The organism is Bradyrhizobium sp. UFLA05-109 (genome assembly GCF_054185165.1).
On the sequence record NZ_JBBIAR010000081.1, the window covers coordinates 1 to 22,848 of the forward strand.

The following is a 22,848-nucleotide window of genomic DNA, read 5'->3' on the forward strand; positions in this document are numbered from 1 at the left end:
GCTATTCCGGCTTCCTCGCGGGGCGCGAGGCGGCACGGTTGATGCTGCCGCGCGGCGGCGGCAACATTTTCTTCACCGGCGCAACCGCGTCGTTGCGCGGCGGCAGCGGCTATGCCGCGTTTGCCAGCGCCAAGTTCGGCCTGCGCGCGGTCGCCCAGGCGATGGCGCGCGAATTGGGACCGAAGAACATCCATGTCGCGCACCTCATCATCGATTCTGGTGTCGACACCGAATGGGTACGGCAGCGCCGCCTCGAGGCGCTCGGCCCCGGCGCGCTCGACAATCCCGATCTCCTGATGCCGCCGGCCTCGGTCGCGGAGTCCTATTGGCAGCTCTATCAGCAGCCCAAGAGCGCCTGGACCTTCGAGATGGAGATCCGTCCCTTCGGAGAGAAATGGTGACCGCGGCGCAGGACTACGGCTAAACTCGCGCCAGGCAAATCATCCCGGAGGACGTCTACGTGAAGACCGCGATCACCGAACTGTTCGGCATCGAGCATCCGATCATCCAGGGCGGCATGCATTTCGTCGGCTTTGCCGAACTCGCCTCCGCCGTCTCCAATGCCGGCGGGCTCGGCATCATCACCGGACTCACCCAGAGGACGCCGGAGCTGCTTGCCAAGGAGATCGCGCGCTGCCGCGAAATGACCGACAAGCCGTTCGGCGTGAATCTCACTTTCCTCCCGACTTTCTCGGCGCCGCCTTATCCGGAATACATCGCCGCGATCGTCGAGGGTGGTGTCAGAATCGTGGAGACCGCAGGCCGCAGCCCGGAACAATACATGCCGGCGCTGAAGGCAGCCGGCGTCAAGGTGATCCACAAATGCACCTCGGTGCGCCATTCCCTGAAGGCCGAGCGAATCGGCTGCGACGCGGTCAGCGTCGATGGCTTTGAATGCGGCGGACATCCCGGCGAAGACGACATCCCCAACATGATCCTGCTGCCGCGTGCGGCCGAGGAGCTGAAGATCCCCTTCGTTGCCTCCGGCGGCATGGCCGACGGCCGCAGCCTCGTCGCCGCGCTGTCGCTGGGTGCCAGCGGTATGAACATGGGCACGCGCTTCATCGCCACCAAGGAAGCCCCGGTGCACCAGAACGTGAAGAACGCGTTGGTCACTGCGACCGAGCTCGACACCCGTCTCATCATGCGCGCGCTGCGCAACACCGAACGCGTGCTGAAGAATGCCAATGTCGATCGTCTGCTCGAGATCGAGCGCGAAAAGGGAGGAAAGCTGAAAATCGACGACATCCACGACCAGGTTGCGGGCGTCTATCCCAGGATCATGATCGAGGGCGAGATGGATGCCGGCGCCTGGAGTTGCGGCATGGTCGCAGGCCTCATCCACGACATTCCTTCCTGCAAGGAACTCGTCGACCGCATCATGAGCGAGGCCGACGAGATCATTCGCGACAGGCTGATGGGCTTCCTCGACGGCAAGGCGGCAACGCGCAAGGTCGCGTGACGTCGAATCTGCGGCGCAAACGATGAGGACCGCGATCAGCGATTCTCATCGCGCCGCGCGAAGGCGCGCTGATCAACAACGCGTGTGTTGCCTCGCTACGCGGCGTGCTGTTTTCTGACGGCTCAGGACTGGGCCCTTTCCCGTAACGCCATGCGAAGCGAACCCGTGACCGTCAGGCGACGTGATCTTCTTGCGTTGATCGGCACGGTGGCCGGCAGCGCGGCCATGTACCATGCGATGACGAGCCTCGGGCTCGCATCGGAATCGCGGTACAAGGGGCCGATCCGACTGGAAGGCGATCCCAAGGGCGCCTCCGTGCTCGTACTCGGTGCGGGCCTTGCCGGCATGACCGCGGCGCTGGAGCTGCGCAAGGCGGGGTACAGTGTCCAGATCCTCGAATTCAACAGCCGCCCCGGCGGCCGCAATTGGACGCTGCGGGGCGGCGACGTCTTCACCGAGCTCGGCGGCCACAAGCAGGTGTGCGAGTTCGAGGACGGGCTCTATCTCAATCCGGGGCCGTGGCGCATTCCCTATCATCACCGCGCGCTGCTCGACTATTGCAGGCGGCTGGGCGTCGCGCTCGAGCCGTTCAACCAGCTCAATCACAACGCTCTCTTGCATTCGGTGCGCGCCTTCGGCGGCAAGCCCCAGCGTCTGCGCGCCGTAAAGGCTGATTTCCAAGGCCAGATCGCCGAGTTGCTTGCAAAAGTGACGCAGCAGGGCAAGCTGGATGAGAGCGTGTCGAAGGAAGATCAGGAGATCCTGCTCCAGGCGCTGCGCTCCTGGGGCGCGCTCGACAATGGCTATGGTTACAAGGCCAATCTGATCTCGGCGGAATTCCGCGGCTACACCAAGGATCCCGGCGGCGGATTGACGGCGATGCCGGAGCCGAGCGAGCCGGTTGGCCTGTCGGAAGTGCTGAAGTCGCGGCTCTGGCGCTATTTGCGCGGCTTTGCGCACTACAATTTCCAGACCACGATGTTCCAGCCGGTCGGCGGCATGGACATGATCGGCAAGGCCTTTGCGAAGGAGGTCGGCGATCTCATCCGCTACAACGCCAAGGTGACGCAGATCCAGCAGGACGCCCGCGGCGTCACCGTGAGCTATGTCGATGCCAAGAAGCCGGGCGCGGTGCAGCAGGTGCACGCCGACTGGTGCATCTGCACGATCCCGCTGACGATCCTGAGCCAGTTGCCGCTCGACGTCAGCGCCGCCATGAAATCGGCGATCGATGCTGTTCCCTATGCCGCGTCCGTGAAGATCGGCCTGCAATTCAAACGCCGGTTCTGGGAGGAGGACGAGGCGATTTATGGCGGCATCAGCTACACCGATCTGCCGATCCGACAGATCGCCTATCCGAACTACGACTACAACCGCGCAGGGCGCGGTGTGCTGCTCGGCGCCTATCTGTTCGACGGTCCGAACTCCTACGAATTCAGCGCGATGTCTCCGGCGGAGCGGGTCGCACGCGCCGTCGAGTTCGGCGCCGTCATTCACCCGCAATACAAGAGCGAATTCGAAAACGGCATCGCGGTCGCCTGGCACCGGGTGCCCTTCGTGCTCGGTTGCAGCGGCGACTGGAGCGATGAGGCGCGCGCCGCGCACTACGACAATCTCTGTCAGATCGACGGCCGCATCGTGCTCGCGGGCGAGCACGCCTCGGCGCTGCCGGCCTGGCAGGAGGGCGCGATCCTCTCCGCGCTCGACGCGATTGCGCGGCTGCATGACCGCGTGGTGAGAACGTGATGAGTAAGGGTTTTCGATGGGAGCGATGGCCGGTGCGGCTTGCCATGTCGGCACTCATGATGCTGTCGGCAACGGCGCGGGCGCATGACGGCCCCGAAAACCGCATCTTCAGCTCGGGCTTCAATTTCGCGGAGACGACGGGTGAGGAGCTGTTCGCCAATATCTGCCAGGGCTGCCACATGCCCGATGCCGGCGGGGCCTCCGGCGCCGGCGCCTATCCGTCGCTCGTCGCCGACAAGAATCTGGAAGCGCGCGGTTATCCCATCTATCTCGTGCTCAACGGCCGGCGCGCCATGCCGCCGTTCGGCGAGATGATGACCGACGCGCAGATCGCCGCCGTCGTGAATTATCTGCGCACGCACTTCGGCAATGCTTACGATGATGTGGTGACGGCGAACGAGGTGAGGGACGCGCGTCGCTGACGCACCGGCAAGAAGGGGGAACCAATGAATTTCAAAACCGGCGCCGTCATTGGCGCGTTGCTCGCGATTTCCCATGCGGGTACGGCTCACGCCGAGGTCATCCGGCATCCCATTCCGAACTCTACCTTTCCGATCGCGCAGGCCGTGCAGGTCACCGGCAATGCTACGACCTATTATGTCAGCGGCCAGGTGCCGCCGGTCGCCAACAAGGATGCCGATGCCCAGAGCCGAGAGGCCTATGGCGACACCAAGACTCAGACCGTCGGCGTCCTAAACCGCATCAAAGGCATTTTGGAGGGGCTCGGCCTCACCATGGGCGACGTCGTCAAGATGCAGGTCTTCCTGGTGCACAATGCGTCTGCACCGATGGACTTCAAGGCCTTCATGGAGGGCTACACCCAGTTCTTCGGCGGCAGCCAGCCCAACCTGCCGGCCCGCTCGGTGGTCGGGGTCGCCGCGCTCGCCAATCCAGGCTTCCTGGTCGAGATCGAGGTGATCGCGGTGAAGGACGCGAAATAGGCCGGGGGCCGTTGCAAAAACGGCAGAACGATCGCGCTTGCCAAAGCGCGCCTGCGCTGTCTGAATTCAGCGAGGCCGCATTCTGGGAGCACGAGATGAAGAAGACGATCACCAACGACGATTTCTCGTGCCGTAACGCGCTGCTCGCGGTGGCTTGCACGGCGCTGCTGCTCACCGGCGGGGCGGCCGCCGAAGGCCTGAGCCCGCAGCAACAGCTCTCCCACGACGTCTACAAGGAGCTCGTCGAGATCGATACCACCACCGCGACTGGCGACACTGCGCGCGCGGCCGAAGCGATGGCGGCGCGGCTGAAGGCGGCGGGCTTTCCCGATTCGGACGTGCACGTCTTCTCGCCCGCGCCGCACAAGGGCAATCTTGTCGCCCGCCTGCACGGCAGCGGCGCCCGCAAGCCGATCCTGCTGGTCGCGCATCTCGATGTCGTGCCCGCGCTGCGCGAGGATTGGTCGGTCGATCCGTTCAAGTTCACCGAGAAGAACGGCTACTACTACGGTCGCGGCACAGCCGACGACAAGCACATGGCGTCCGCCTTCATCACCAGCATGATCCGTTTCAAGCAGGAGGGCTACAAGCCCGACCGCGACATCATCGTTGCGCTGGAGACCGACGAGGAGATATTCGACCGGGACGGCCTCGGCATCCAGTGGCTGATACGGAACAAGCGCGACCTCATCGATGCCGAGTTCGCGCTCAACGAGGGCGCCGGCGTGGGCCTGAAGGACGGCAAGCCGATCCGCGTCGGCGTCCAGACCAGCGAAAAAATCCCCGTCAGCTTCCAGCTCGACGTCACCGATCCCGGCGGTCACAGCTCGGTGCCGCGCAAGAGCAACGCGATCTACAAGCTGGCCGAGGGCCTCGTGCGCCTGTCCAAGTTCAACTTCCCGCTCAAGCTGAACGCGACGACGCGCGGCTATTTTGAGAAGAGCGCGCAGTTCGAGAACGACCAGACCGCGGCCGACATGCGCGCCGTGATGTCGGATAAGCCTGATCCTGCGGCGCTATCCTTTGTCCGGCTCGCTGCGAACCCGGTCTACAATGCCCAGCTCCGCACGACCTGCGTTGCGACGATGCTCCAGGGCGGGCATGCCATCAACGCGCTGCCGCAGTCGGCGAGTGCCAAGGTCAATTGCCGCATCATGCCGGGCGAGCCGGTCGAGGAGGTCAAGGCGACGCTGGAGCAGGTGCTGGCGGATCCCGACATCAAGCTGACGCAGATCGATACGGCTGTGATCAGCGCGCCCAGCGAGCTGCACGAGGAGATCATGGGCGCGATCGAGAAGCTCTCGGGCGAATTCTTCCCCGGCGCCATCGTGCTCCCGGTCATGAGTTCCGGCGCCACGGACGGCAGCTACCTGCGCAATGCGGGCATCCCGACCTACGGCCATTCCGGCATGGCGATCGACATTGGGGAAAACCGCATCCATGGCAGGGACGAGCGTGTTCCCGTGACGTCGTTTTACAACGGACAGGAGTATCTCTACCGGCTGGTCAAGACGCTAGCCGGCGGTTCCTGAGCGTGCGAAAGGCCTGAGAATCCGAGGTCGGCTTCGCTGGCCAGTAACCCTGACCACAATCTGCCGCTGGAAATCCGGCTCACGCCTCCTAAATAAGGGTAAAATTGGCCCTTAATTGATTTCAGGAGGCATCTCTTGGTCCTGAAAGGCGTTTCTTTCGGTCTCGCCACCGCGCTCATGCTGGCATGCAGCAGCGCGGCGATGGCTGACGACTACAAGCCTGACGACTATCTCGGCCTCGATCTCTCCAAGGCGGTGCTGTCGCCGAAGCGGCTCGGCCCTGCGACGCAATTCGCGCCGGTCCGGGTGGAAGCAAGAAGTGACGCGGCGCGTGCCGTGCCTGACGTCACGCCGAAGATGGTCGCGACCGAGCGCGTGAAGGCGCCGGAGCCGTGGGTTGCTCACGCGAAGAGCGCGCAACCGCGTGGCGCTGCTCGTGCCAAGCTGGTGCATCGGCACACGAATCCGCTGGATGCGCAGGCGATGGACACGCGCGTCCAGACCTGGCCGTGCAGATCGGGCGGCATCTGCAACTGGAAACGCTGAGCGTGGTCCGGCCCGAAGGGCCGCGTTAGCGCAAAGTGTGAAACGGTTTTCCCTCGCGACAAACGCGGAACGCGTTTGCGCGGAGATCATGCTCAAATAATTAGGCGTCATCCGCCCGTCGCAAAACGGTAGGCGCGGAGTCAAAAAACCGTCGGTTTGGAGTCAAGGAGCTCAGGCACCTTTCGTCGCGATTCGGCGAAGGTTTTCTGAATGGCAACGCTCCGCGCCTCGCGCGCATGGACCCGGCGGCAGTTTCTGGTCCGCTCCACATCCTCCCTCGCGCTCGCCGGTCTCGGTTCTCTCGCCAAACCATATCTCAGCCGCGCCGCTGATCGACCGCTGATTGCAGGCGGCATGCAGTCGGGCGACGTGTCCGAAGGCTCTGCCGTCATCTGGGCGCGCGCCGATCGGCCTGCGCGGATGCAGGTCGAATGTGCCACCGCCGAAAGCTTCAAGACGATCCTGTGCACGGCGTCCATTGACGCGCTGCCGGATGCCGACCTCACCTCGAAGGTGCTGCTGCGCGACCTCCCGCCCGGACAGGACATCTTCTACCGCGTGCGCTTCGACGACATCGCGACCGGCGTTGCCGGCGAGACGCGCACCGGACATTTTCGCACCGCGCCGGCTGCCGGCAGGTCGATCTCGTTCGTGTGGTCTGGCGACACCGCCGGGCAGGGATGGGGCATCGATACGTCGCGCGGCGGCATGCGCAGCTATCGGACCATGCTCGACAATCGCCCGGATTTCTTCATTCATTCCGGCGACCACATCTATGCCGACTGCACCATTCCTGCCGAGTTGAAGCTGCCGAACGGCGAGATCTGGCGTAACCTCGTCACCGAAGAGAAATCGGAAGTCGCGCACACGCTGGCGCAGTTCCGCGGCAACTACAGATACAACCACCTCGACGAGAATTTCCGCGCCTTCCATGCGGAGGTGCCGATGTTCGCGCAATGGGACGACCACGAGGTTACTAACGACTGGTCGCCCTATGGCAGTGTCGACGAGACAGGATTTGACGCCGACGGCACCTCACGCCTCGTCGCGCGCGCGAGGCGTGCGTTTTTCGACTTCATGCCGGTCCTCGAGATTCCGCAGCAGCAAGGCCGTATCTATCGGAAGATCGCTTACGGATCGCTGCTGGACGTCTTCATGATCGACATGCGCAGCTACCGCGACGGCACCTGGAACAAGGGCGAGGACCACGACGGCTGGATCCTGGGCCGTGATCAGCTCGCCTGGCTGAAGCGGGAACTTGCCGCTTCGCGCGCGACCTGGAAGGTGATCGCGGCCGACCTGCCCATTGGCCTGATCAGCCTCGATGCCGTCGCGCTCGGCGACGGACCGCCCGACCGGCGCGAGCACGAGATCGCGGATCTGCTGTCCTTCATCAAGCGCGCCAGCGTGCGCAACATCGTCTGGCTCACGGCCGACATGCACTACACCGCGGCGCACTACTACGATCCCAACCGCGCGGTGTTCTCCGATTTCGAGCCGTTCTGGGAATTCGTCTCAGGTCCTCTCCATGCCGGCACCTGGGGGCCGGGTGAGCTCGACAACACCTTTGGACCGGTCGCGCTGTACCAGCATGGCTGCAATGCCGAGCAGGGCGAGAACCTTGCGCCTTGCTTCGGACTCCAGTTCTTCGGCCGCGTCGACATCGACGGCGGCACGGAGGTCATGACAGTGACGCTGAAGGACGTCGACAATCGCGACCTCTGGTCGGTCGACATCCACCCGCAGCCGCAAGGGCGATCTGCTGTGGTGGCACAGCATTCGTAAGAGGCTGGCGCCAACTAACCCGATCTTGATTGGCCGCGCGGTGGCCGCCCCGCTATAGTGGTCGTCCCGCCACCGCCCTCCATTACCGAAAAGTCTGTATGCGCGGCCTTTGTTGGTGCGCGTCCGGCGGCCTGGAATTCGTCAGGAGTGTTTCCATGGAAAGTCTGAAAACCCAGGGCATCGGCATGCCCAAGCTCGGCCTCGGCACGTTCCGCATGCAGGGCGATGTCTGCCGCGCCGCAGTCGAAAGCGCGCTGTCGCTCGGTTATCGCCATATCGATACCGCCGAGATGTACGCCAATGAAGAGCCGATCGGTGCGGCGATTGCCGGCGCCGGCGTGCCGCGCGGCGAGCTGCACGTCACGACGAAGGTCTGGCACGAGAACCTCGCGCCGGAGGCGATCCGCCGCGCCTTCGACGCCAGCCTGGACAAGTTACGGCTCGACCACGTCGACCTCTATCTCGTGCACTGGCCGTCGCGCAATGCGAACTGGCCGGCGGTTTTCGAGACGCTGATGAAGCTGAAGGAAGAGGGCCGCACCCGCGCCATCGGCGTCGCCAATTTCAATACTGCGCTGCTCAAGCTCGCCGTCGAGGAGATCAAGGCGCCGATTGCCTGCAACCAGATCGAATATCACGTGATGCTCGATCAATCGAAGGTCATCGACTATCTCGCCGCAAAGTCGATTCCGCTGGTCGCATACTGCCCGCTCGCGCAGGGACGCATCGCCTCCGATGCGGTCTTTGGCGAGATCGGCCGCAAGCACGAGGCGACCGCCGCGCAGGTCGCGCTGAAGTGGTTGCTCGATCAGAAAGGTGTCGCGGCGATTCCGAAGGCGTCGCGGCGAGAGAGCCAGCAGGCCAATCTCGACGCTCTGAAGATCACACTCGACGACGACGATCGCAGAAAAATCGCGGCGCTGCCAAAGGACAGGCGCTGCGTTAGTCCCGGCTTTGCGCCGGCGTGGGACTGATCTCACAATAAATGGACGCAAGGAAATGGCCCCGTCGGGGCCATTTCAGCGTGCGCATCAATAGTCGTAGTGGCGATGACCGCGCTTGATCACCACGACCCTGTCGGCGTGATGATGCCAGCCACGATGCATGCCGGAGTCGCGGTGCTCGCGGAATTCGGCGCGGGCGCCGTAGGGGCCGTGATGATGGTTCTTGATCACCACCGTCTCGGCGCTCGCCATCGTCGGCACCGCGATCGCAAGTGCACCGATGGCAGCGACGACATAGCCAAGCTTCCTCATAATATCCTCCTCCAATGAACGCCAATTTAAACCGCGCATGCGCGTGAACGTTCCGGAGGAACTGCAAGGAGAATTCTGAACGGCTGTTCAGCTTCGGCCTTCGCGCTCACGTGCTGTTGCCGCAGCGGTGCTGCGCAGGTGTCGGCACGCCGGTCTTCACGAACTTGCCGTCGCGGATGGTGTAGTCGCCGCGCTCGCCGCGATTGTACATCGCGCGCAGGTTACCGTCCTCCTGCAACGCGAGGCCGAACTCGCGCGCCTGATGCAGCGATGGGAAGAACACCATGATGTTGAGTTGGCCGTCTGCGTCGGTCGAAGCACCAACGACTTCGTTCTCGTCTGTGGCATCACCGAAGTTGCGGCGGTACATCACCCTGCCGTCCGGCCTGACCTCGTAGGTGAGCACTGCGCCCTTGTCGCGGCCGGGCGGGAGCGAGCAATCGATCGCCCAGGTGCCGAGCAGCCCCCAATTGATAATCGTTGCCGCCAGCGTCTCGGCACCGGCTGTGTGTATGAGCGCAAGCCAGACCAGCGCCGCGCTGGCCCCGCGCATCAAGAACAATCCCGTCACTTCTGAAAATCCCCGCTATTGCCTGCCGCAATGGCTTGAAGCCTAGCATTGTTATGCCGCACTGCAACTCGGCACGCTTATGCATGGTGCTTGCACCCGCACACCGCGGGGCGCATCATCTCCACAACAAACAGATGAAGGGGGAACGTCGCCATGACCGGGTTGTCGCGTCGCCAGCTTCTCATGTTCGCCGGATCGTCTGCAGCGGCGGCCCTCTCGGGCCGAGCCGAGGCGGCCATGGGGCCGGCCGACAAGTTCGATCTCGTTATCAAGAGCGGTGATGTGATCGATCCTAGCCAATCGTTTCGCGGCAAACGCGATATCGGCATCCGCTGGGGCGTGATCGAGGCGGTCGAGCCGGAGATTCCGGCGGAGCGTGCCCTGAAAAGCATCGACGCTTCCGGCAAGCTGGTAATGCCCGGACTCGTCGACTTGCATTGCCACGTCTATCCCTATGGCTCGGCGATCGGTATTCCCGCCGACGAGCTGGTGCAGTTTCAGGGTACCACCACCGTGGTGTCGGCCGGCGATGCCGGCGTCAACAATCTCGCGGCGCTGCGCCGCTACATCGTCGCGCAGTCACGGGCGCGCATCTACGCCTTCGTGCATATCGCCAACAACGGGTTATCGGCATTCCCGGTCGCCGAGCTCTACAACATCGACAATGCGCAAATGGAAGCGTGCGCGATGGCGCTGGCGGAAAATCCGGACTTTCTCATCGGCGTCAAGGTGCGGATGTCCGAGAACGTCATCTTCAAGCACGGGCTCGAACCGCTCAAGCGCGGCATCCAGGCCTGCGAGCTCTGTGGCTGGCCGGCCAAGATGATGGTCCATATCGGCGGCGTCGAGACCAAGGAGCTGATGTCCGACATCCTCAACCTGCTGCGCCCCGGGGACGTGCTGACGCATTCCTATTCCGGCGCGCCGAACATGTCGGGCGCTTTTACCAACATCGTGCAGGACGGCCGGCTGTTGCCGGCAGCGCTTGCCGCCAAGCAGCGCGGCGTGATCTTCGATGTCGGGCACGGCGGCGGCAGCTTCGATTTCACGGTCGCCGAGGTCGCGATTCCCGGCGGCTGCACGCCGGACACCATTTCGTCCGACATCCACGTCTTCTCCGGCAACTCGCCGGGGATACCGTTCCTCCCCAACGTCATGAGCAAGTTCATGACGCTCGGCTTTACGCTCGAGCAGGTGGTGTCTATGACGACCAGCGCGCCGGCGAAGATCATCAACCGGGCGCCCAAGCTCGGCACCCTTCAGCTCGGCGCCCCCGGCGACGTCGCGATCATGGAGCTGGTCGAGGGCCCCGTTACCTTCGTCGACACCCGCAACAACAAGCGCGACGGCAAGGCCTACCTGAAGCCGGTGCAGACCGTGATCAACGGCGTGCCGTTCGGCCGGCCCTACCAGGCGCCGTTCGCGGTGCGCTAGCCGATCGCTCCGCTATTTGATCCGCGTCAATGAGACGGCCCGAAGTCGCGCCATAATGCGCTTTCGGGAGGCGATCGTGGATAGATCAATGCTGGATGAAGTCACCGATTTTGCGGGCGAAGCGCTGCCGGGCGGTAACGCCGTCCCGCCTTACTCGGAAACCGAATTCTTGGCCGAGCTCGGCGAGCGAGTGCGCTCCTCGCGCATGCGCTGCGAGCTCTCGCGGCGGGAGCTTGCGCGCAAGTCGGGAATTTCCGAGCGCTACATCGCGCAGATCGAGGCGGGCAAGGGCAACGTCTCGATCGTGCTCTTGTTGCGGCTGGCGTCCGCGATCCACGGCAGTCAGGCGCAGGCCGCCTGACGCCTGTCTCAAGCGCGTGCCTTCTCGACATTCGCGATCCGCGCCGGCACGCCGAATTCCCTGCGGCAGATCTCGGCGAGCACGGCGACGCCCTCGCGGATTTGCTGGTGTGTGGGACTGGCAAAGCAGAGCCGCAGCCGCGCACCTGAATGGCTCTTGCTGGTCGACCATTCCGGACCCGGATTGATCGAGACGCCGGCCGCGAGCGCGGCCTGGTACAGTTTTAGCGTATCGACATGGTCCGGCAGCTTCACCCAGAGGAAGATGCCGCCCTTGGGCTCATCGAACTCGGCCGCGGTTCCGAACTGCTCGTTCAGTGCTTCCATCAACGTGTCGAGTTTTGTGCGCAGCGTACGGGTGAGTGCCGGCACGTGGGTCGAAAAGTGCCGCCGGCAATATTCGGCGAGCACCATCTGCTCCAGCGCGCCGGAGCCGGCGTCCGTCTTCAGCGCAAGCATCCGCGACATCACCTCCCAGGGCGCAACGATGAAGCCGACGCGGAGCGCTGGCGCGATCGATTTGGAGAATGATCCGATATGGATGACGCCGCCCGTATCGCTCATCGCGTGGATGGCGGGCGGCCGTTCTCCTGACCAGACGAGGTCGGCATAGCAATCATCCTCGAAGATCGGGACACCGTAGTCGGCCGCAAGCCGCAACAGCTCTGCGCGGCGGCTTTCCGGCATGATGCTGCCAGTCGGGTTCTGCACTGTCGGGATGGTATAGATGTATTTCGGCCGGATGCCGCGGCTTCTCAGGTCAGCAAGCGCAGACGCCAAAGCGTCCATACGCATGCCCTCGCCGTCGAGGGGAATGCCGACCGTATTGACGCCGAGCCGTGTCAGGCGGTTCAGCGCGCCCTGATAGGTTTCCTGCTCGACGATCACGGTATCGCCGCGCGCGAGCAGCGTGTGGTTGACGAGGTCGAGCGCCTGCAAGGAGCCCGAGACGATCAGGAGATCGTCGACCGTACAATTGATGCCGGCGTCGCGCTTCAGCTTCGCGCTCAGGAATTCGCGTAACGGCAGGTAACCCTGCGGACCATGCGCCAGTCCGTAAGTGGCGAGGCTGCGGCCCTCGCGCCGCAGCACCGCATCGACCGCCGCGATCAGGTCATCGACCGGCACCTGCTCGGAATCATTGTTGCCGCCGACGAAGCTGTATTTGGCAAGCCCGGTCCAGCGTGCAGAAGGAGCAGGCAGCCCCGGCGGGAACAGGGGCGCGAAGTCGAAGTGGGCAGTCATGGGCAGTTTCCTCTGTTCTTGTTGAGCCAGCCAGCATTGCGCCAGCTGGCTGTTACTTCTTGCCGACCGTCCGGGTCGGGCGGCCTTGGCTGATGAAAGCGTAGTGCGCATTGGCGACGCCGCCAACCATCAAGGCCTCGACCACGGGCTCGGCGATCTCGCCGGTGGCCGCCCAGTCGACGATGAAGTTGGCGCCGGTGCCGCCGCGCACGTCCTCGGTCGGGATGACGACGGAGATCGTCGCGAGCGGCTTCAGGGCGACCGGCGATTTCAGGTAGCTCTCGATCATCTTGCCGGCGGTGTCGAAATAGGCGATCCGCTTCAGCACCAGGGGCTGGGTCTCCGACGCATTGTGGACGCTCAACGTCACCGAGAAGTCGACGCGTAGCTTGCCCTGGCTCATCGCGACGCTGGAATAGGCCGGTACGTAGAAGCCGCCGAAGGCGACGAGTTCCTCCTTGGGCATCGCCGTCAGCGAATCTGCAAAAGCCTGTTCGATATTCGCCTTCGGCTGCGCCGCGGCAGGCAGCGCCATGCCGAGCAGGCCGCCTATCAATGCGAGCACGATTGGCAACACGATCGGCATGTGACGAATTGCTCGTTTGCCGCGCTGCGAGCCGCCTCTAGGGTGCGGCAAAAAGGACTGCTTTGAAATGCACGAACTCATTGGTGATATCACTCTTTGTATCTTGTTCGCTTGGATGCTCGGGCTTTTGGCCCATTTCTCCCGTCAGCCGCTGATCCTGGCCTACCTTATCGCCGGCTTCTGCATAGGTCCATTCGGCGCTGGCTGGGTCAAGTCGCAGGAATCGATCAGCATCATTTCCGAGCTCGGCTTGATCTTCATGCTGTTCATGATCGGGCTCGAGATCGATTTGAAGAAGATCGTGCGGGCGGGACGGGTGATCCTGTTCGCGGCCGGTGGCCAGCTCCTCGGCGGCTGCCTGCTTGGCATCCTGTTTTTCGCCGCCATCGGCTTGACGCTCGGCGGCGGTCATTTCGATGCGCTCTATCTCTGCGTCGCCTGCGCGCTCTCCAGCACGGTCATCATCGTCAAGGTGCTCTATGAGAAGCGCGAGCTGGACACGCTGCCCGGCCGCATCACCCTTGGCGTGCTGGTGCTCCAGGACATCTTCGCCATCCTGTTCCTCGCCGTGCAACCGAGCCTTGCCGATCTGCAGGCGAGCGTCATCCTGCTCTCGATCGTGCGCGTCGCAGTGCTGGTCACGGCCGCGCTCCTCGTCAGCCGTTTCGTGCTGCCGCGCCTGTTCCACCAGATCGCCCGCCGCCCCGAGCTGATCCTGCTCGGCGCGCTCGCCTGGTGCTTCCTGGTCGCCGAGACCGCAGAGCGGCTGTCGCTGTCGCGCGAGATGGGAGCGCTGATCGCCGGAGTCTCGCTTTCGACTTTCCCATATGCGCTCGACGTCACCGCCAAGGTCACCACCTTGCGCGATTTTTTCATCACGCTGTTCTTCGTCGCCCTGGGCATGACCATTCCCGTGCCGAACATGTCGGTGATCGGGCTTGCCCTGATGATCGCGGCCTTCACGGTGGTGAGCCGGCTGGCGACCACCTTCGTGCCGCTCTATCTGATGCAGCAGGGCCTGCGCGCCAGCCTATTGCCGGCGATCAACCTGGCGCAGATCAGCGAGTTCTCGCTGGTCGTGATCCAGACCGGGGTCGCCGACAACCACATCGCCCAGGAGACCGCCAACGCCGCCTCCTTCGCCTTCGTGGTGCTCGCGGTGCTCTCGACCTTCGTGATGGTGAGGAGCGACGAGATCACGCGCCGGGCGATCGGCCCCCTGAAGCGGTTCGGCCTGCGCGACCTCGATCACGCTGACGCCGAGGAGGGACACGAGGGCGGCCATGGCGAGGCGCGGCGCATCATCATTCTCGGCTTTTTCCGTGCGGCGAGCGCGCTGCTCGCGGAGATCGAGCGGCAGGCGCCGGTGCTGCTGGAGCAGATCACGGTCGTCGATTTCAACCCCAATGTGTACCAGACGCTGCTTTCGCGCGGCCTGCACGTCATCTACGGCGACATCAGCAATGTCGACACGCTTGTTCACGCCGGCGTCGGCAAGTCCGAGATGATCATCCTCAGCGTGCCCGACGCGCTGTTGAAGGGGGCTACCAACGAGAAGCTCGTCCGCCACGTCCGCGTGCTCAACCCGAAAGCACTGATCGTTGCAACCGCCGACCTGTTGTCCGACGTCGGCGAGCTCTACACGGCGGGCGCCAACTATGTCACCGTCACCCGCCTCGGGGATGCGCATGAGCTGTTCACGGTCATCGAGGCAGCTCAAGCTGGCCTTCTCGAGGACAAGCGGACCGAGCTTGACCTGCGATTGAGCGAGCGGCGCGAAGTGCTGCCATAGGCTCGCTCGGCGGCCTTCCAGGCGGCCGGGCTCGACCTATATCTCTGGTATTTCCGGTGCAAGCCTGGGTGCTGGCGGGACCTCCCGAAGGCATAAGCGGTTGCGTCCGGGACACTAGCGCGCGGATCGAAGTCCGGCTAAGCCTCCGGCCACCATAGCCAGAGATTGGACATGCCCGATACCGTACAGGAAGTCTTGCAGGCCTTTGCCAAGGGTGAGCTCGTCGTCGTCACCGATGACGAGGACCGGGAAGGCGAGGGCGATCTGATCGTCGCCGCTTCGCTCTGCACCGCCGAGAAGATGGCGTTCATCATCCGCCATACCTCGGGCATCGTCTGCGCGCCCGTCACCACAGAGGACGCGCGCCGTCTGCGGCTCGATCCGATGGTTGCCCACAACGACTCCGCCCACACCACGGCCTTCACGGTCTCGATCGACTACAAGCCCGACGGTGGCACCGGCATCTCCGCCGAGGAGCGGGCCTCATGCTGCCGCGCGCTCGCCAATCCCAATGTCGGCGCCGGCGATTTCGCCCGTCCCGGGCACATCTTTCCGCTGATCGCCAAGGATGGCGGCGTGCTGCTGCGCTCCGGCCATACCGAGGCCGCCGTCGACCTCTGCAAGCTCTCGGGCCTGCCGCCGGTCGGTGTCATCAGCGAGCTGATGAACGACGACGGCAGCGTGATGAAGGGCGAGCAGGTCGCGCAATTTGCCGCCCGGCACAAGCTCAAGCATGTCACGATTGCCGACCTGATCGCATACCGCCAGGCGCGCGAAAAGCTGATCGAGCGGGTCGCGACCTTCGTGACCGAAAGCCCGATCGGGCCGTTGCAGGGCTATGCCTACCGCTCGCCTTTCGATTCCATCGCCCATGTCGCCTTCGTCTACAACGGCGTCGGCGACGGCAAGAACGTACTGACGCGCTTCCACAAGCCGAACATCGTCAAGGACATCTTCACCGGGCACAAGCGCATGCAGCTCGTGCTCGATCATTTCAAGACGGCTGGTCGTGGCGTCCTGGTCTACTTGCGTGATGGCGCCGCCGGCGTTCCCGTGGAGCCCTTGCCGGATGAGTCGACGGCGGAGGCCGACCGCAACCGGCAGTGGCGCGAGGTCGGCGTCGGCGCGCAGATCCTGCGCGATCTCGGCGTCACGTCGATCCGGCATCTGACGTCGTCGGTGCATGACTACAAGGGCCTCTCCGGCTTCGGCATCGAGATCGTCGCCAACGAGCAGCTCGAGACCTGACGCGCGGTCATTCCGTGCGCGCGCCACGCGGCTCCGGAATGACCGAAACCAGGACGCAATTGCAACTGGCGCTGCGGCGCTTTAATTTAATGGTCAATTAGACGGAACCAGACGCGAAAGGACGTTTCATGAGCGTGCGCCCTCAGGCCAAGGACAAGCCGGCTGCGGCTTCTTTCCAGTGGGACGATCCGTTCCTGCTCGACGAGCAACTCACCGAAGACGAACGCATGGTGCGCGACACCGCGCGAGCCTACGCCCAGGACAAGCTGCTGCCGCGGGTCACCAAGGCTTATCTGGAAGAGAAGACCGATCGCGAGATCTTTAACGAGATGGGCGAGCTCGGCCTGATTGGCATCACGCTTCCGGAGGAATATGGCTGCGCCAATGCGGGCTACGTCGCCTATGGCCTCGTCGCCCGCGAGATCGAGCGGGTCGATTCCGGCTACCGTTCGATGAACTCGGTGCAGTCCTCGCTGGTGATGTATCCGATCTACGCCTATGGCGACGAGAGCCAGCGCAAGAAGTACCTGCCGAAGCTCGCCAGCGGCGAATGGGTCGGCTGCTTCGGCCTCACCGAGCCCGACGCCGGTTCCGATCCCGCCGGCATGAAGACCCGCGCCGAGAAGGTCTCGGACGGCTATCGCCTCACAGGCAGCAAGATGTGGATCTCGAATGCGCCGATCGCCGACGTGTTCGTGGTCTGGGCCAAGTCGGCCGAGCACGACAACCAGATCCGCGGCTTCGTGCTGGAGAAGGGCATGAAGGGCCTCTCCGCGCCGAAGATCGGCGGCAAGCTGTCGTTGCGCGCCTCCATCACCGGCGAGGTCGTGATGGATGGCGTCGTCGTTCCCGAGAGCGCGCTGCTGCCCAACGTGTCCGGCCTGAAGGGTCCGTTCGGCTGCCTCAACCGCGCCCGCTACGGCATTTCCTGGGGCGCGCTCGGCGCGGCCGAGGATTGCATGCACCGCGCCCGGCAGTACACGCTCGACCGCAAGCAGTTCGGCAAGCCGCTCGCCGCGACCCAACTCGTGCAGAAGAAGCTTGCGGACATGGAGACCGAGATCGCGCTGGGCCTCCAGGCAAGCTTGCGCGTCGGCCGCCTGATGGACGAAGGCAAGTTCGCGCCCGAGATGATCTCTATCGTCAAGCGCAACAATTGCGGCAAGGCGCTCGACATCGCCCGCGTCGCGCGCGACATGCACGGCGGCAACGGCATCCAGATCGAGTATCACGTGATGCGCCACGTCCATAACCTCGAGACGGTCAACACCTACGAGGGCACGCACGACGTCCACGCCCTGATCCTCGGCCGTGCGATTACGGGCATCCAGGCGTTTTTCTGAGCGCGCGCCTGCGTGCGGCGCCATAGAACTCTCCAAGCGTCATGGCCGGGCTGTGTCCCGGCCATCCACGTTCTAGCCCGCACGAAGAACGTGGATGCCCGGCACAAGGCCGGGCATGACGAAGTCAGCAAGGCACGAGCATGTCCGACAACGACGACGTCCCGTTCAACCGCAATTTTCCGCTGAAGCCCGGCGTCGTCGAGGAGGTCCGTCCCGGCGTGCGCCGCGTGCTTTGCAACAATCCGAGCCCGTTCACCTTCACCGGCACGGTCAGCTACATCGTCGGCCAGGGCAAGGTTGCGATCATCGATCCAGGTCCCGACAACGAGACCCATGCGGCGGCGCTGCTCGATGCCGTCAGCGGCGAGACCGTGACCCACATCCTGGTCACCCACACCCATCGCGACCATTCGCCGAACACTGGCCGCATCAAGGCGGCAACCGGCGCGACTGTCTATGCGGAAGGCCCGCATCGCGCCTCGCGCCCGCGTTTCGAGAGCGAGAAGCACAATCCGGAATCGGGCTCCGATCGTGACTTCGTGCCCGACGTAAGGGTAGGGCATGGCGACGTCATCGAAGGCTCGGGCTGGCGGCTCGAAGCCGTCGCCACACCGGGCCACACGGCCAACCACCTCGCCTTCGCCTGGCCCGAACGGAAATTCAGCTTCGTCGGCGATCACGTGATGGGCTGGTCGACCTCGATCGTGGCTCCGCCCGACGGCTCGATGATCGATTACATGGACTCGCTCAACCGGCTCGCTTCGCGCGAGGAGGATCTCTATTTCTCCGGCCACGGCGCCGAGATTCCTGAAGGGCCGCGCTATGTGCGCTTCCTGATCCGCCACCGCAAGGCGCGCGAAGCGTCGATCCTGCATCGCCTCGCCAAAGGCGAGGCCGACATCCCGACCATGGTGCGCGCGATTTATATCGGCATCGATCCGAGGCTCACGACCGCGGCCGGCTATTCCGTCCTGGCGCATCTGGAGGACCTCGTTGCGCGCGGCGTGGTGACGACGGACGGGGATCCCGTGATCACGGGGACGTACAGGATGGCAAGCGACTGATCGTGATGCCGGGAATGACGCTATCGCGTCATTTCTTCACCGTCTTCGCCGGCGGCTTGACCGGCACGACTGGCGTCTTCTTCGCCGGCTTGAGCGCGTCGGCGTCGGCTGCAGTGTTGAGATCGTCGATGAACTTGCTGACGCGCGCGGCGTTGCTGCCGAGGTCGCTGTCGAAGTAGCGCGAGGCGGAGCGGATATCGACGCGGGAATCGTCGCCGTCAGGCACGACGCGGATCGAGACATCCTCGCGAAAACCCATGATAGGCGTGCGGGCCACTGCCTCGATGCGGCCGATGCGGCGCGGCAGCTGCGGTGGACGCTCGTCGATGATCAGCCATTTGCGCTTGTTGGCGATCTGGAGCGACAGTGCATAGGCGCGGTCGACGGAAATCTCGAGCTCGATCGGCTCGATGTCAGGATAGAAATGGCGTTGCTGCTCGGCCGAATAGAGGCCGGCATAGACGGCCGGATTGGCGCCGTCGCCGGTGCGAAGTCGCGCCAGCGCCTCAAAGCGCGGCGGGTCGATCGGATCGGTCGTGATGTCGTGGATCGCCGGCAGCCTGCGGTATTGGAAGGCGAGATAGGCGGGATAGGCGAGGATCAGCGCGTTGATCAGGAAGGCGAACAGAATGCGCGCCATGCCGCGCGACCCGTTCTGCCAGATCGCCGCAAAGCCCGCGAGCCCGAACAGGATGGAGAGCCCTGCGATCGAAAGCCCGCCGAAGAAGGTCGCCAGCGCCGGCTTGATCTCCAGGAAGCCGAAGCGGACGACGAGGATCGAAACCAGGACCGCCACCACCGCGAACACGGCCAGATTGCGCGCCCAGCTGGCGAGCCCGGACACGGGCTCCGACTGGTAGGGAGCGGAAAACCTGCGGGCCATAATGTTCCATCACCGGTGTCAGTCGCCGGTTGCGGGGCACGGGCGACGGGAGCAAGCTGACCTAGCGCATTTTCCGCAGGGCTGTGAAGCGGTTTATCCCCGCCTTTATCCCCGTTCCGGCTCCCCTGTGGTGGTCGAACAAGCGGATGTTCTTCAGCCGGCCGGAGGCGGACTTTCGCTGCTCGCAATTGCAAGCGCTCGAAAATGGCGCGGCCCCTGCCGATGCCGTAGGGGCCCGCCGCCGATGCTCTTGCGATCCCCTACGCCACCGCGTTCGGGAAGCGGTAATCCCTGAACTGGTCGCGCAGCGCGGTTTTCAGGATTTTGCCGGTCGCGGTATGCGGGATGCCGTCGACAAAGGCGACGTCATCGGGCATCCACCATTTGGCGATCTTGCCGTCCATGAATTTCAGGATGTCCTCGCGTGTGGCCTGCTGGCCCTGCTTGAGCTGCACGATCAGCAGCGGGCGCTCGTCCCATTTGGGATGGAAGACGCCGATCACGGCCGCTTCCGCCACCGCGGGGTGGCCGACCGCGAGGTTTTCCAGATCGATCGAGGAAATCCACTCGCCGCCCGACTTGATCACGTCCTTGGAGCGGTCGGTGATCCGCATGTAGCCGTCCTGGTCGATGGTGGCGACGTCGCCGGTGTCGAAGAAGCCCTCTTCATCAAGGATGTTGGCGTCGACGCGGTAATAAGCCTTGGCAACCGCGGGCCCCGACACCTTCAGGCGGCCGAACGTCGTGCCGTCCCAAGGCAGTTCCTTTCCGGCGTCGTCGGTGATCTTCATCTGCACGGCGAACGGCGCATAGCCCTGCATTTGGAGCACATCGAGCCGCTGCTCGCCCGTCGCGTTGGCAAACGGCGGCTTCAGCGCCGATACGCTGCCGATCGGGCTCATCTCGGTCATGCCCCAGGCGTGGCGCACGCTCGAGCCCATGTCGAGGAATGCCTTGATCATCGAGCGCGGCATCGCCGAGCCGCCGCAGATCACCATCTTCAGATGCGGCAGCTTCAGATTGTTGGCGGTCATGTGTTGCAGCAGCATCAGCCACACGGTCGGAACGCCTGCGGTGTGCGTCACCTTCTCGGTCTCGAGCAGCTCGTAGACCGACGCGCCATCGAGCTTGGCGCCGGGCATTACGAGCTTGGTGCCCTGCGAAGGCGCGGAGAAGGCGATGCCCCAGCTGTTGGCATGGAACAGCGGCACCACCGGCAGCATTGTCTCGGAGGCGCTGGTGCCGAGCGCGTCGACATTGTTGGCCATCAGGGCGTGCAACACGTTGGAGCGATGCGAATACAACACGCCCTTGGGATCGCCCGTCGTGCCGGAGGTGTAGCACATGGCGGCGGCCGTGTTCTCGTCAAAATCCTTCCATGCGAACTTGCCGTCGGCCCTCGCGATCCACTCCTCATAGGCGACCGCGTTCTTCAGCGTGGTCTGCGGCATATGCGCCTTGTCGGTGAGGACGACGTAGCGCTCCACGCTTCCGAGCTTGTCGGCGATCTTCTCCAGGATGGGCACGAAGGTGATGTCGGTCATCACGATGCGGTCCTGCGCATGGTTGATGATCCAGGCGATCTGCTCGGGGAAAAGGCGGGGATTGACGGTATGGCAGATGGCGCCGATGCCCATGATGCCGTACCAGACCTCGAGGTGGCGCCAGGTATTCCAGGCGATGGTCGCGACGCGGTCGCCGAGCTTGATGCCGTCGCGCTCCAGCATCTGCGAAACCTTCAGGGCGCGCGCGTGGATTTCGGCATAGTTGGTGCGATGGATCGGCCCTTCGACCGAGCGTGTGACGACCTCCTGCTTGCCATGAATCCTGGCGGCATGTTCGATGATCCGGTGGCAGAGCAGGGGCCAATCTTGCATCAAACCAAGCATTCCGACGTTCCTCCGAGTAGGGCTGGACTTGTTATCGCTGTCAGCTCTGGGCCAAATAATTGTCATGAATTTTAGCCTGCCGGACTTTTGCCGCAAATGGTCTTGTCGCGGCTATATGTCCGCCGCCGCAGCAATGGTTACCGCCGCGCTGGTGTTGTCGCTTGCGCCTGCCGAGGCGCGGAAATATGCCGCGCCGCTCGACCTGTTCGGCTTCGGCTGGCCGCGATCTCGCGGCACCGTTCATCCGGCCAAGATTCCGGCCAAAATTCCCTTGCCGAGACCGCGTTCGGATGATGCGCCCAAGGAAGTGGCCAAGCCCGCAACGCAGCAGCCGGCGGTCGAAGGAAGACCTGCGGCCGACAAGCCGGCCGAACCTGCGGCACCGCCAGAAAAGCAAGCCTCGGCCTGCCGCCTCGCCCTGACCGAGGAGATTGCGATTGCGCCCTCGATTCCCGACATTCATGGCCCAGGCGGCTGCGGGGGCGTGGATCTGGTGCGGCTCGAGGCGATCGTGCTGCCGGACAAGCGCAAGGTGCAGGTCAAGCCGGCCGCGATCCTTCGATGCAGCATGGCATCGGCCATTGCCGACTGGGTTCGCTCGGACATGGCGCCGCTTGCGGCGAACCTCGGGAGCACCATCAGCGATCTCGACAATTTCGATTCCTTCGAGTGCCGTGGCCGCAATCGCATCGTCGGCGCCATGCTGTCCGAGCATGGCCACGCCAATGCGCTCGACGTGCGCGCGTTCAAGCTTGCCAACGGACAGTCGATCGGGCTGACCGACCGCAGCGTGCCACGGGAGTTGCGCGAGCGCGTCCTGCATTCGGTCTGCGCACGCTTTTCAACCGTGTTGGGGCCGGGATCGGACTGGTATCACGAGGACCACATCCATCTTGATCTGATGCAGCGCCGCAATGACTACCGGATCTGCCAGTGGAACGTCTGGGATCCGCTGCCGCAGGTCGCCCCGCTGCTGCCGGCCGAGCGGCCGGAGGAAGCCCCGCCGCGGGAGGTGGCGGCCAAATCGGATGCAAAGCCGGAGGAGACCAAGGATGGCGCGGAGCAGGGCGATGCGGCGAAGTCCGGCGCGCCACAGCCGGACGAGCCTGCCGGCGCCGCCCAGGCGCCCCGAAAGTCGGCAACAAAAAAGCGCCGGTAGCGAGCC

The 22,848-nt window shown here is 64.1% G+C and carries 22 protein-coding genes; 16 read left to right on the top strand and 6 right to left on the bottom strand.

Going from position 1 to position 22,848, the window contains the following annotated elements; translation table 11 throughout:
• From Q3C01_RS38340 to Q3C01_RS38380, 9 genes are all read left to right on the top strand, one after another.
• Positions 1 to 401 (top strand): SDR family NAD(P)-dependent oxidoreductase (locus Q3C01_RS38340; RefSeq protein ID WP_458150492.1); only part of this gene is annotated, 401 nt, incomplete at its 5' end.
• A 59-nt stretch (positions 402 to 460) separates the two neighbouring features.
• Positions 461 to 1,462 carry an NAD(P)H-dependent flavin oxidoreductase gene (locus tag Q3C01_RS38345; RefSeq protein ID WP_458150493.1) on the top strand — a complete coding sequence of 334 codons (1,002 nt, stop codon included), beginning with the start codon at positions 461 to 463 and terminating at the stop codon, positions 1,460 to 1,462.
• Positions 1,463 to 1,687: 225 nt separating this feature from the next.
• Positions 1,688 to 3,208 carry a flavin monoamine oxidase family protein gene (locus tag Q3C01_RS38350; protein ID WP_458150533.1) on the top strand — a complete coding sequence of 507 codons (1,521 nt, stop codon included), beginning with the start codon at positions 1,688 to 1,690 and terminating at the stop codon, positions 3,206 to 3,208.
• Complete coding sequence (locus Q3C01_RS38355) at positions 3,208 to 3,630, top strand: c-type cytochrome (protein WP_458150494.1); 423 nt, start codon at positions 3,208 to 3,210, stop codon at positions 3,628 to 3,630. Before Q3C01_RS38350 ends, Q3C01_RS38355 begins: the two co-directional genes overlap by 1 nt.
• Before the next feature lie 24 nt (positions 3,631 to 3,654).
• The gene (locus Q3C01_RS38360; protein ID WP_458150495.1) at positions 3,655 to 4,149 is read left to right on the top strand and encodes a RidA family protein; all 495 of its coding nucleotides are present in this window, start codon (positions 3,655 to 3,657) and stop codon (positions 4,147 to 4,149) included.
• A 95-nt stretch (positions 4,150 to 4,244) separates the two neighbouring features.
• On the top strand, positions 4,245 to 5,681 hold the full coding sequence (locus tag Q3C01_RS38365) for a M20/M25/M40 family metallo-hydrolase (RefSeq protein ID WP_458150496.1): 1,437 nt from the start codon (positions 4,245 to 4,247) through the stop codon (positions 5,679 to 5,681).
• 135 nt (positions 5,682 to 5,816) lie between these two features.
• Positions 5,817 to 6,227, top strand: coding sequence for a hypothetical protein (locus tag Q3C01_RS38370; protein WP_458150497.1), 411 nt, complete (start codon positions 5,817 to 5,819; stop codon positions 6,225 to 6,227).
• 210 nt (positions 6,228 to 6,437) lie between these two features.
• Positions 6,438 to 8,012 carry an alkaline phosphatase D family protein gene (locus Q3C01_RS38375; RefSeq protein ID WP_458150498.1) on the top strand — a complete coding sequence of 525 codons (1,575 nt, stop codon included), beginning with the start codon at positions 6,438 to 6,440 and terminating at the stop codon, positions 8,010 to 8,012.
• A gap of 155 nt (positions 8,013 to 8,167) precedes the next feature.
• Complete coding sequence (locus Q3C01_RS38380; protein WP_458150499.1) at positions 8,168 to 8,986, top strand: aldo/keto reductase; 819 nt, start codon at positions 8,168 to 8,170, stop codon at positions 8,984 to 8,986.
• Positions 8,987 to 9,043: 57 nt separating this feature from the next.
• Here Q3C01_RS38380 and Q3C01_RS38385 read toward each other — a convergent pair whose 3' ends face one another.
• Both Q3C01_RS38385 and Q3C01_RS38390 read right to left on the bottom strand, forming a co-directional pair.
• Complete coding sequence (locus Q3C01_RS38385) at positions 9,044 to 9,268, bottom strand: hypothetical protein (protein WP_458150500.1); 225 nt, start codon at positions 9,266 to 9,268, stop codon at positions 9,044 to 9,046.
• A gap of 106 nt (positions 9,269 to 9,374) precedes the next feature.
• On the bottom strand, positions 9,375 to 9,821 hold the full coding sequence (locus Q3C01_RS38390) for a hypothetical protein (RefSeq protein WP_458150501.1): 447 nt from the start codon (positions 9,819 to 9,821) through the stop codon (positions 9,375 to 9,377).
• A gap of 171 nt (positions 9,822 to 9,992) precedes the next feature.
• On the opposite strand from Q3C01_RS38390, the gene Q3C01_RS38395 reads away from it, so the two are divergent.
• Positions 9,993 to 11,273, top strand: coding sequence for an amidohydrolase family protein (locus tag Q3C01_RS38395; RefSeq protein ID WP_458150502.1), 1,281 nt, complete (start codon positions 9,993 to 9,995; stop codon positions 11,271 to 11,273).
• An 88-nt stretch (positions 11,274 to 11,361) separates the two neighbouring features.
• On the top strand, positions 11,362 to 11,634 hold the full coding sequence (locus Q3C01_RS38400; protein ID WP_458150503.1) for a helix-turn-helix domain-containing protein: 273 nt from the start codon (positions 11,362 to 11,364) through the stop codon (positions 11,632 to 11,634).
• 8 nt (positions 11,635 to 11,642) lie between these two features.
• On the opposite strand, the gene Q3C01_RS38405 is transcribed toward Q3C01_RS38400, so the two are convergent.
• Both Q3C01_RS38405 and Q3C01_RS38410 read right to left on the bottom strand, forming a co-directional pair.
• Entirely contained in the window at positions 11,643 to 12,878 is a 1,236-nt protein-coding gene (locus Q3C01_RS38405) for an aminotransferase-like domain-containing protein (protein WP_458150504.1), read from the bottom strand.
• A 52-nt stretch (positions 12,879 to 12,930) separates the two neighbouring features.
• Positions 12,931 to 13,464, bottom strand: coding sequence for a DUF3124 domain-containing protein (locus Q3C01_RS38410; RefSeq protein ID WP_458150505.1), 534 nt, complete (start codon positions 13,462 to 13,464; stop codon positions 12,931 to 12,933).
• 67 nt (positions 13,465 to 13,531) lie between these two features.
• Between Q3C01_RS38410 and Q3C01_RS38415 the strand changes: the two genes are divergently transcribed.
• From Q3C01_RS38415 to Q3C01_RS38430, 4 genes are all read left to right on the top strand, one after another.
• Entirely contained in the window at positions 13,532 to 15,256 is a 1,725-nt protein-coding gene (locus Q3C01_RS38415) for a cation:proton antiporter domain-containing protein (protein WP_458150506.1), read from the top strand.
• Positions 15,257 to 15,427: 171 nt separating this feature from the next.
• Positions 15,428 to 16,504 (top strand): 3,4-dihydroxy-2-butanone-4-phosphate synthase, encoded by a 1,077-nt coding sequence (gene ribB, locus Q3C01_RS38420; protein WP_458150507.1) that lies wholly within the window; start codon positions 15,428 to 15,430, stop codon positions 16,502 to 16,504.
• 128 nt (positions 16,505 to 16,632) lie between these two features.
• Positions 16,633 to 17,847: an acyl-CoA dehydrogenase gene (locus Q3C01_RS38425; RefSeq protein WP_458150508.1), complete on the top strand. Its 1,215-nt coding sequence runs from the start codon at positions 16,633 to 16,635 to the stop codon at positions 17,845 to 17,847.
• Positions 17,848 to 17,987: 140 nt separating this feature from the next.
• The gene (locus tag Q3C01_RS38430) at positions 17,988 to 18,911 is read left to right on the top strand and encodes an MBL fold metallo-hydrolase (RefSeq protein ID WP_458150509.1); all 924 of its coding nucleotides are present in this window, start codon (positions 17,988 to 17,990) and stop codon (positions 18,909 to 18,911) included.
• Between the two features lie 28 nt (positions 18,912 to 18,939).
• Here Q3C01_RS38430 and Q3C01_RS38435 read toward each other — a convergent pair whose 3' ends face one another.
• Positions 18,940 to 19,794, bottom strand: coding sequence for a DUF1499 domain-containing protein (locus tag Q3C01_RS38435; RefSeq protein WP_458150510.1), 855 nt, complete (start codon positions 19,792 to 19,794; stop codon positions 18,940 to 18,942).
• Between the two features lie 260 nt (positions 19,795 to 20,054).
• Positions 20,055 to 21,683, bottom strand: coding sequence for a fatty-acid--CoA ligase (locus Q3C01_RS38440; RefSeq protein WP_458150511.1), 1,629 nt, complete (start codon positions 21,681 to 21,683; stop codon positions 20,055 to 20,057).
• Between the two features lie 64 nt (positions 21,684 to 21,747).
• On the opposite strand from Q3C01_RS38440, the gene Q3C01_RS38445 reads away from it, so the two are divergent.
• A complete protein-coding gene (locus Q3C01_RS38445; RefSeq protein ID WP_458150512.1) occupies positions 21,748 to 22,842 on the top strand; it encodes an extensin family protein in 1,095 nt (364 codons plus the stop codon).
• Positions 22,843 to 22,848: the final 6 nt, after the last annotated feature.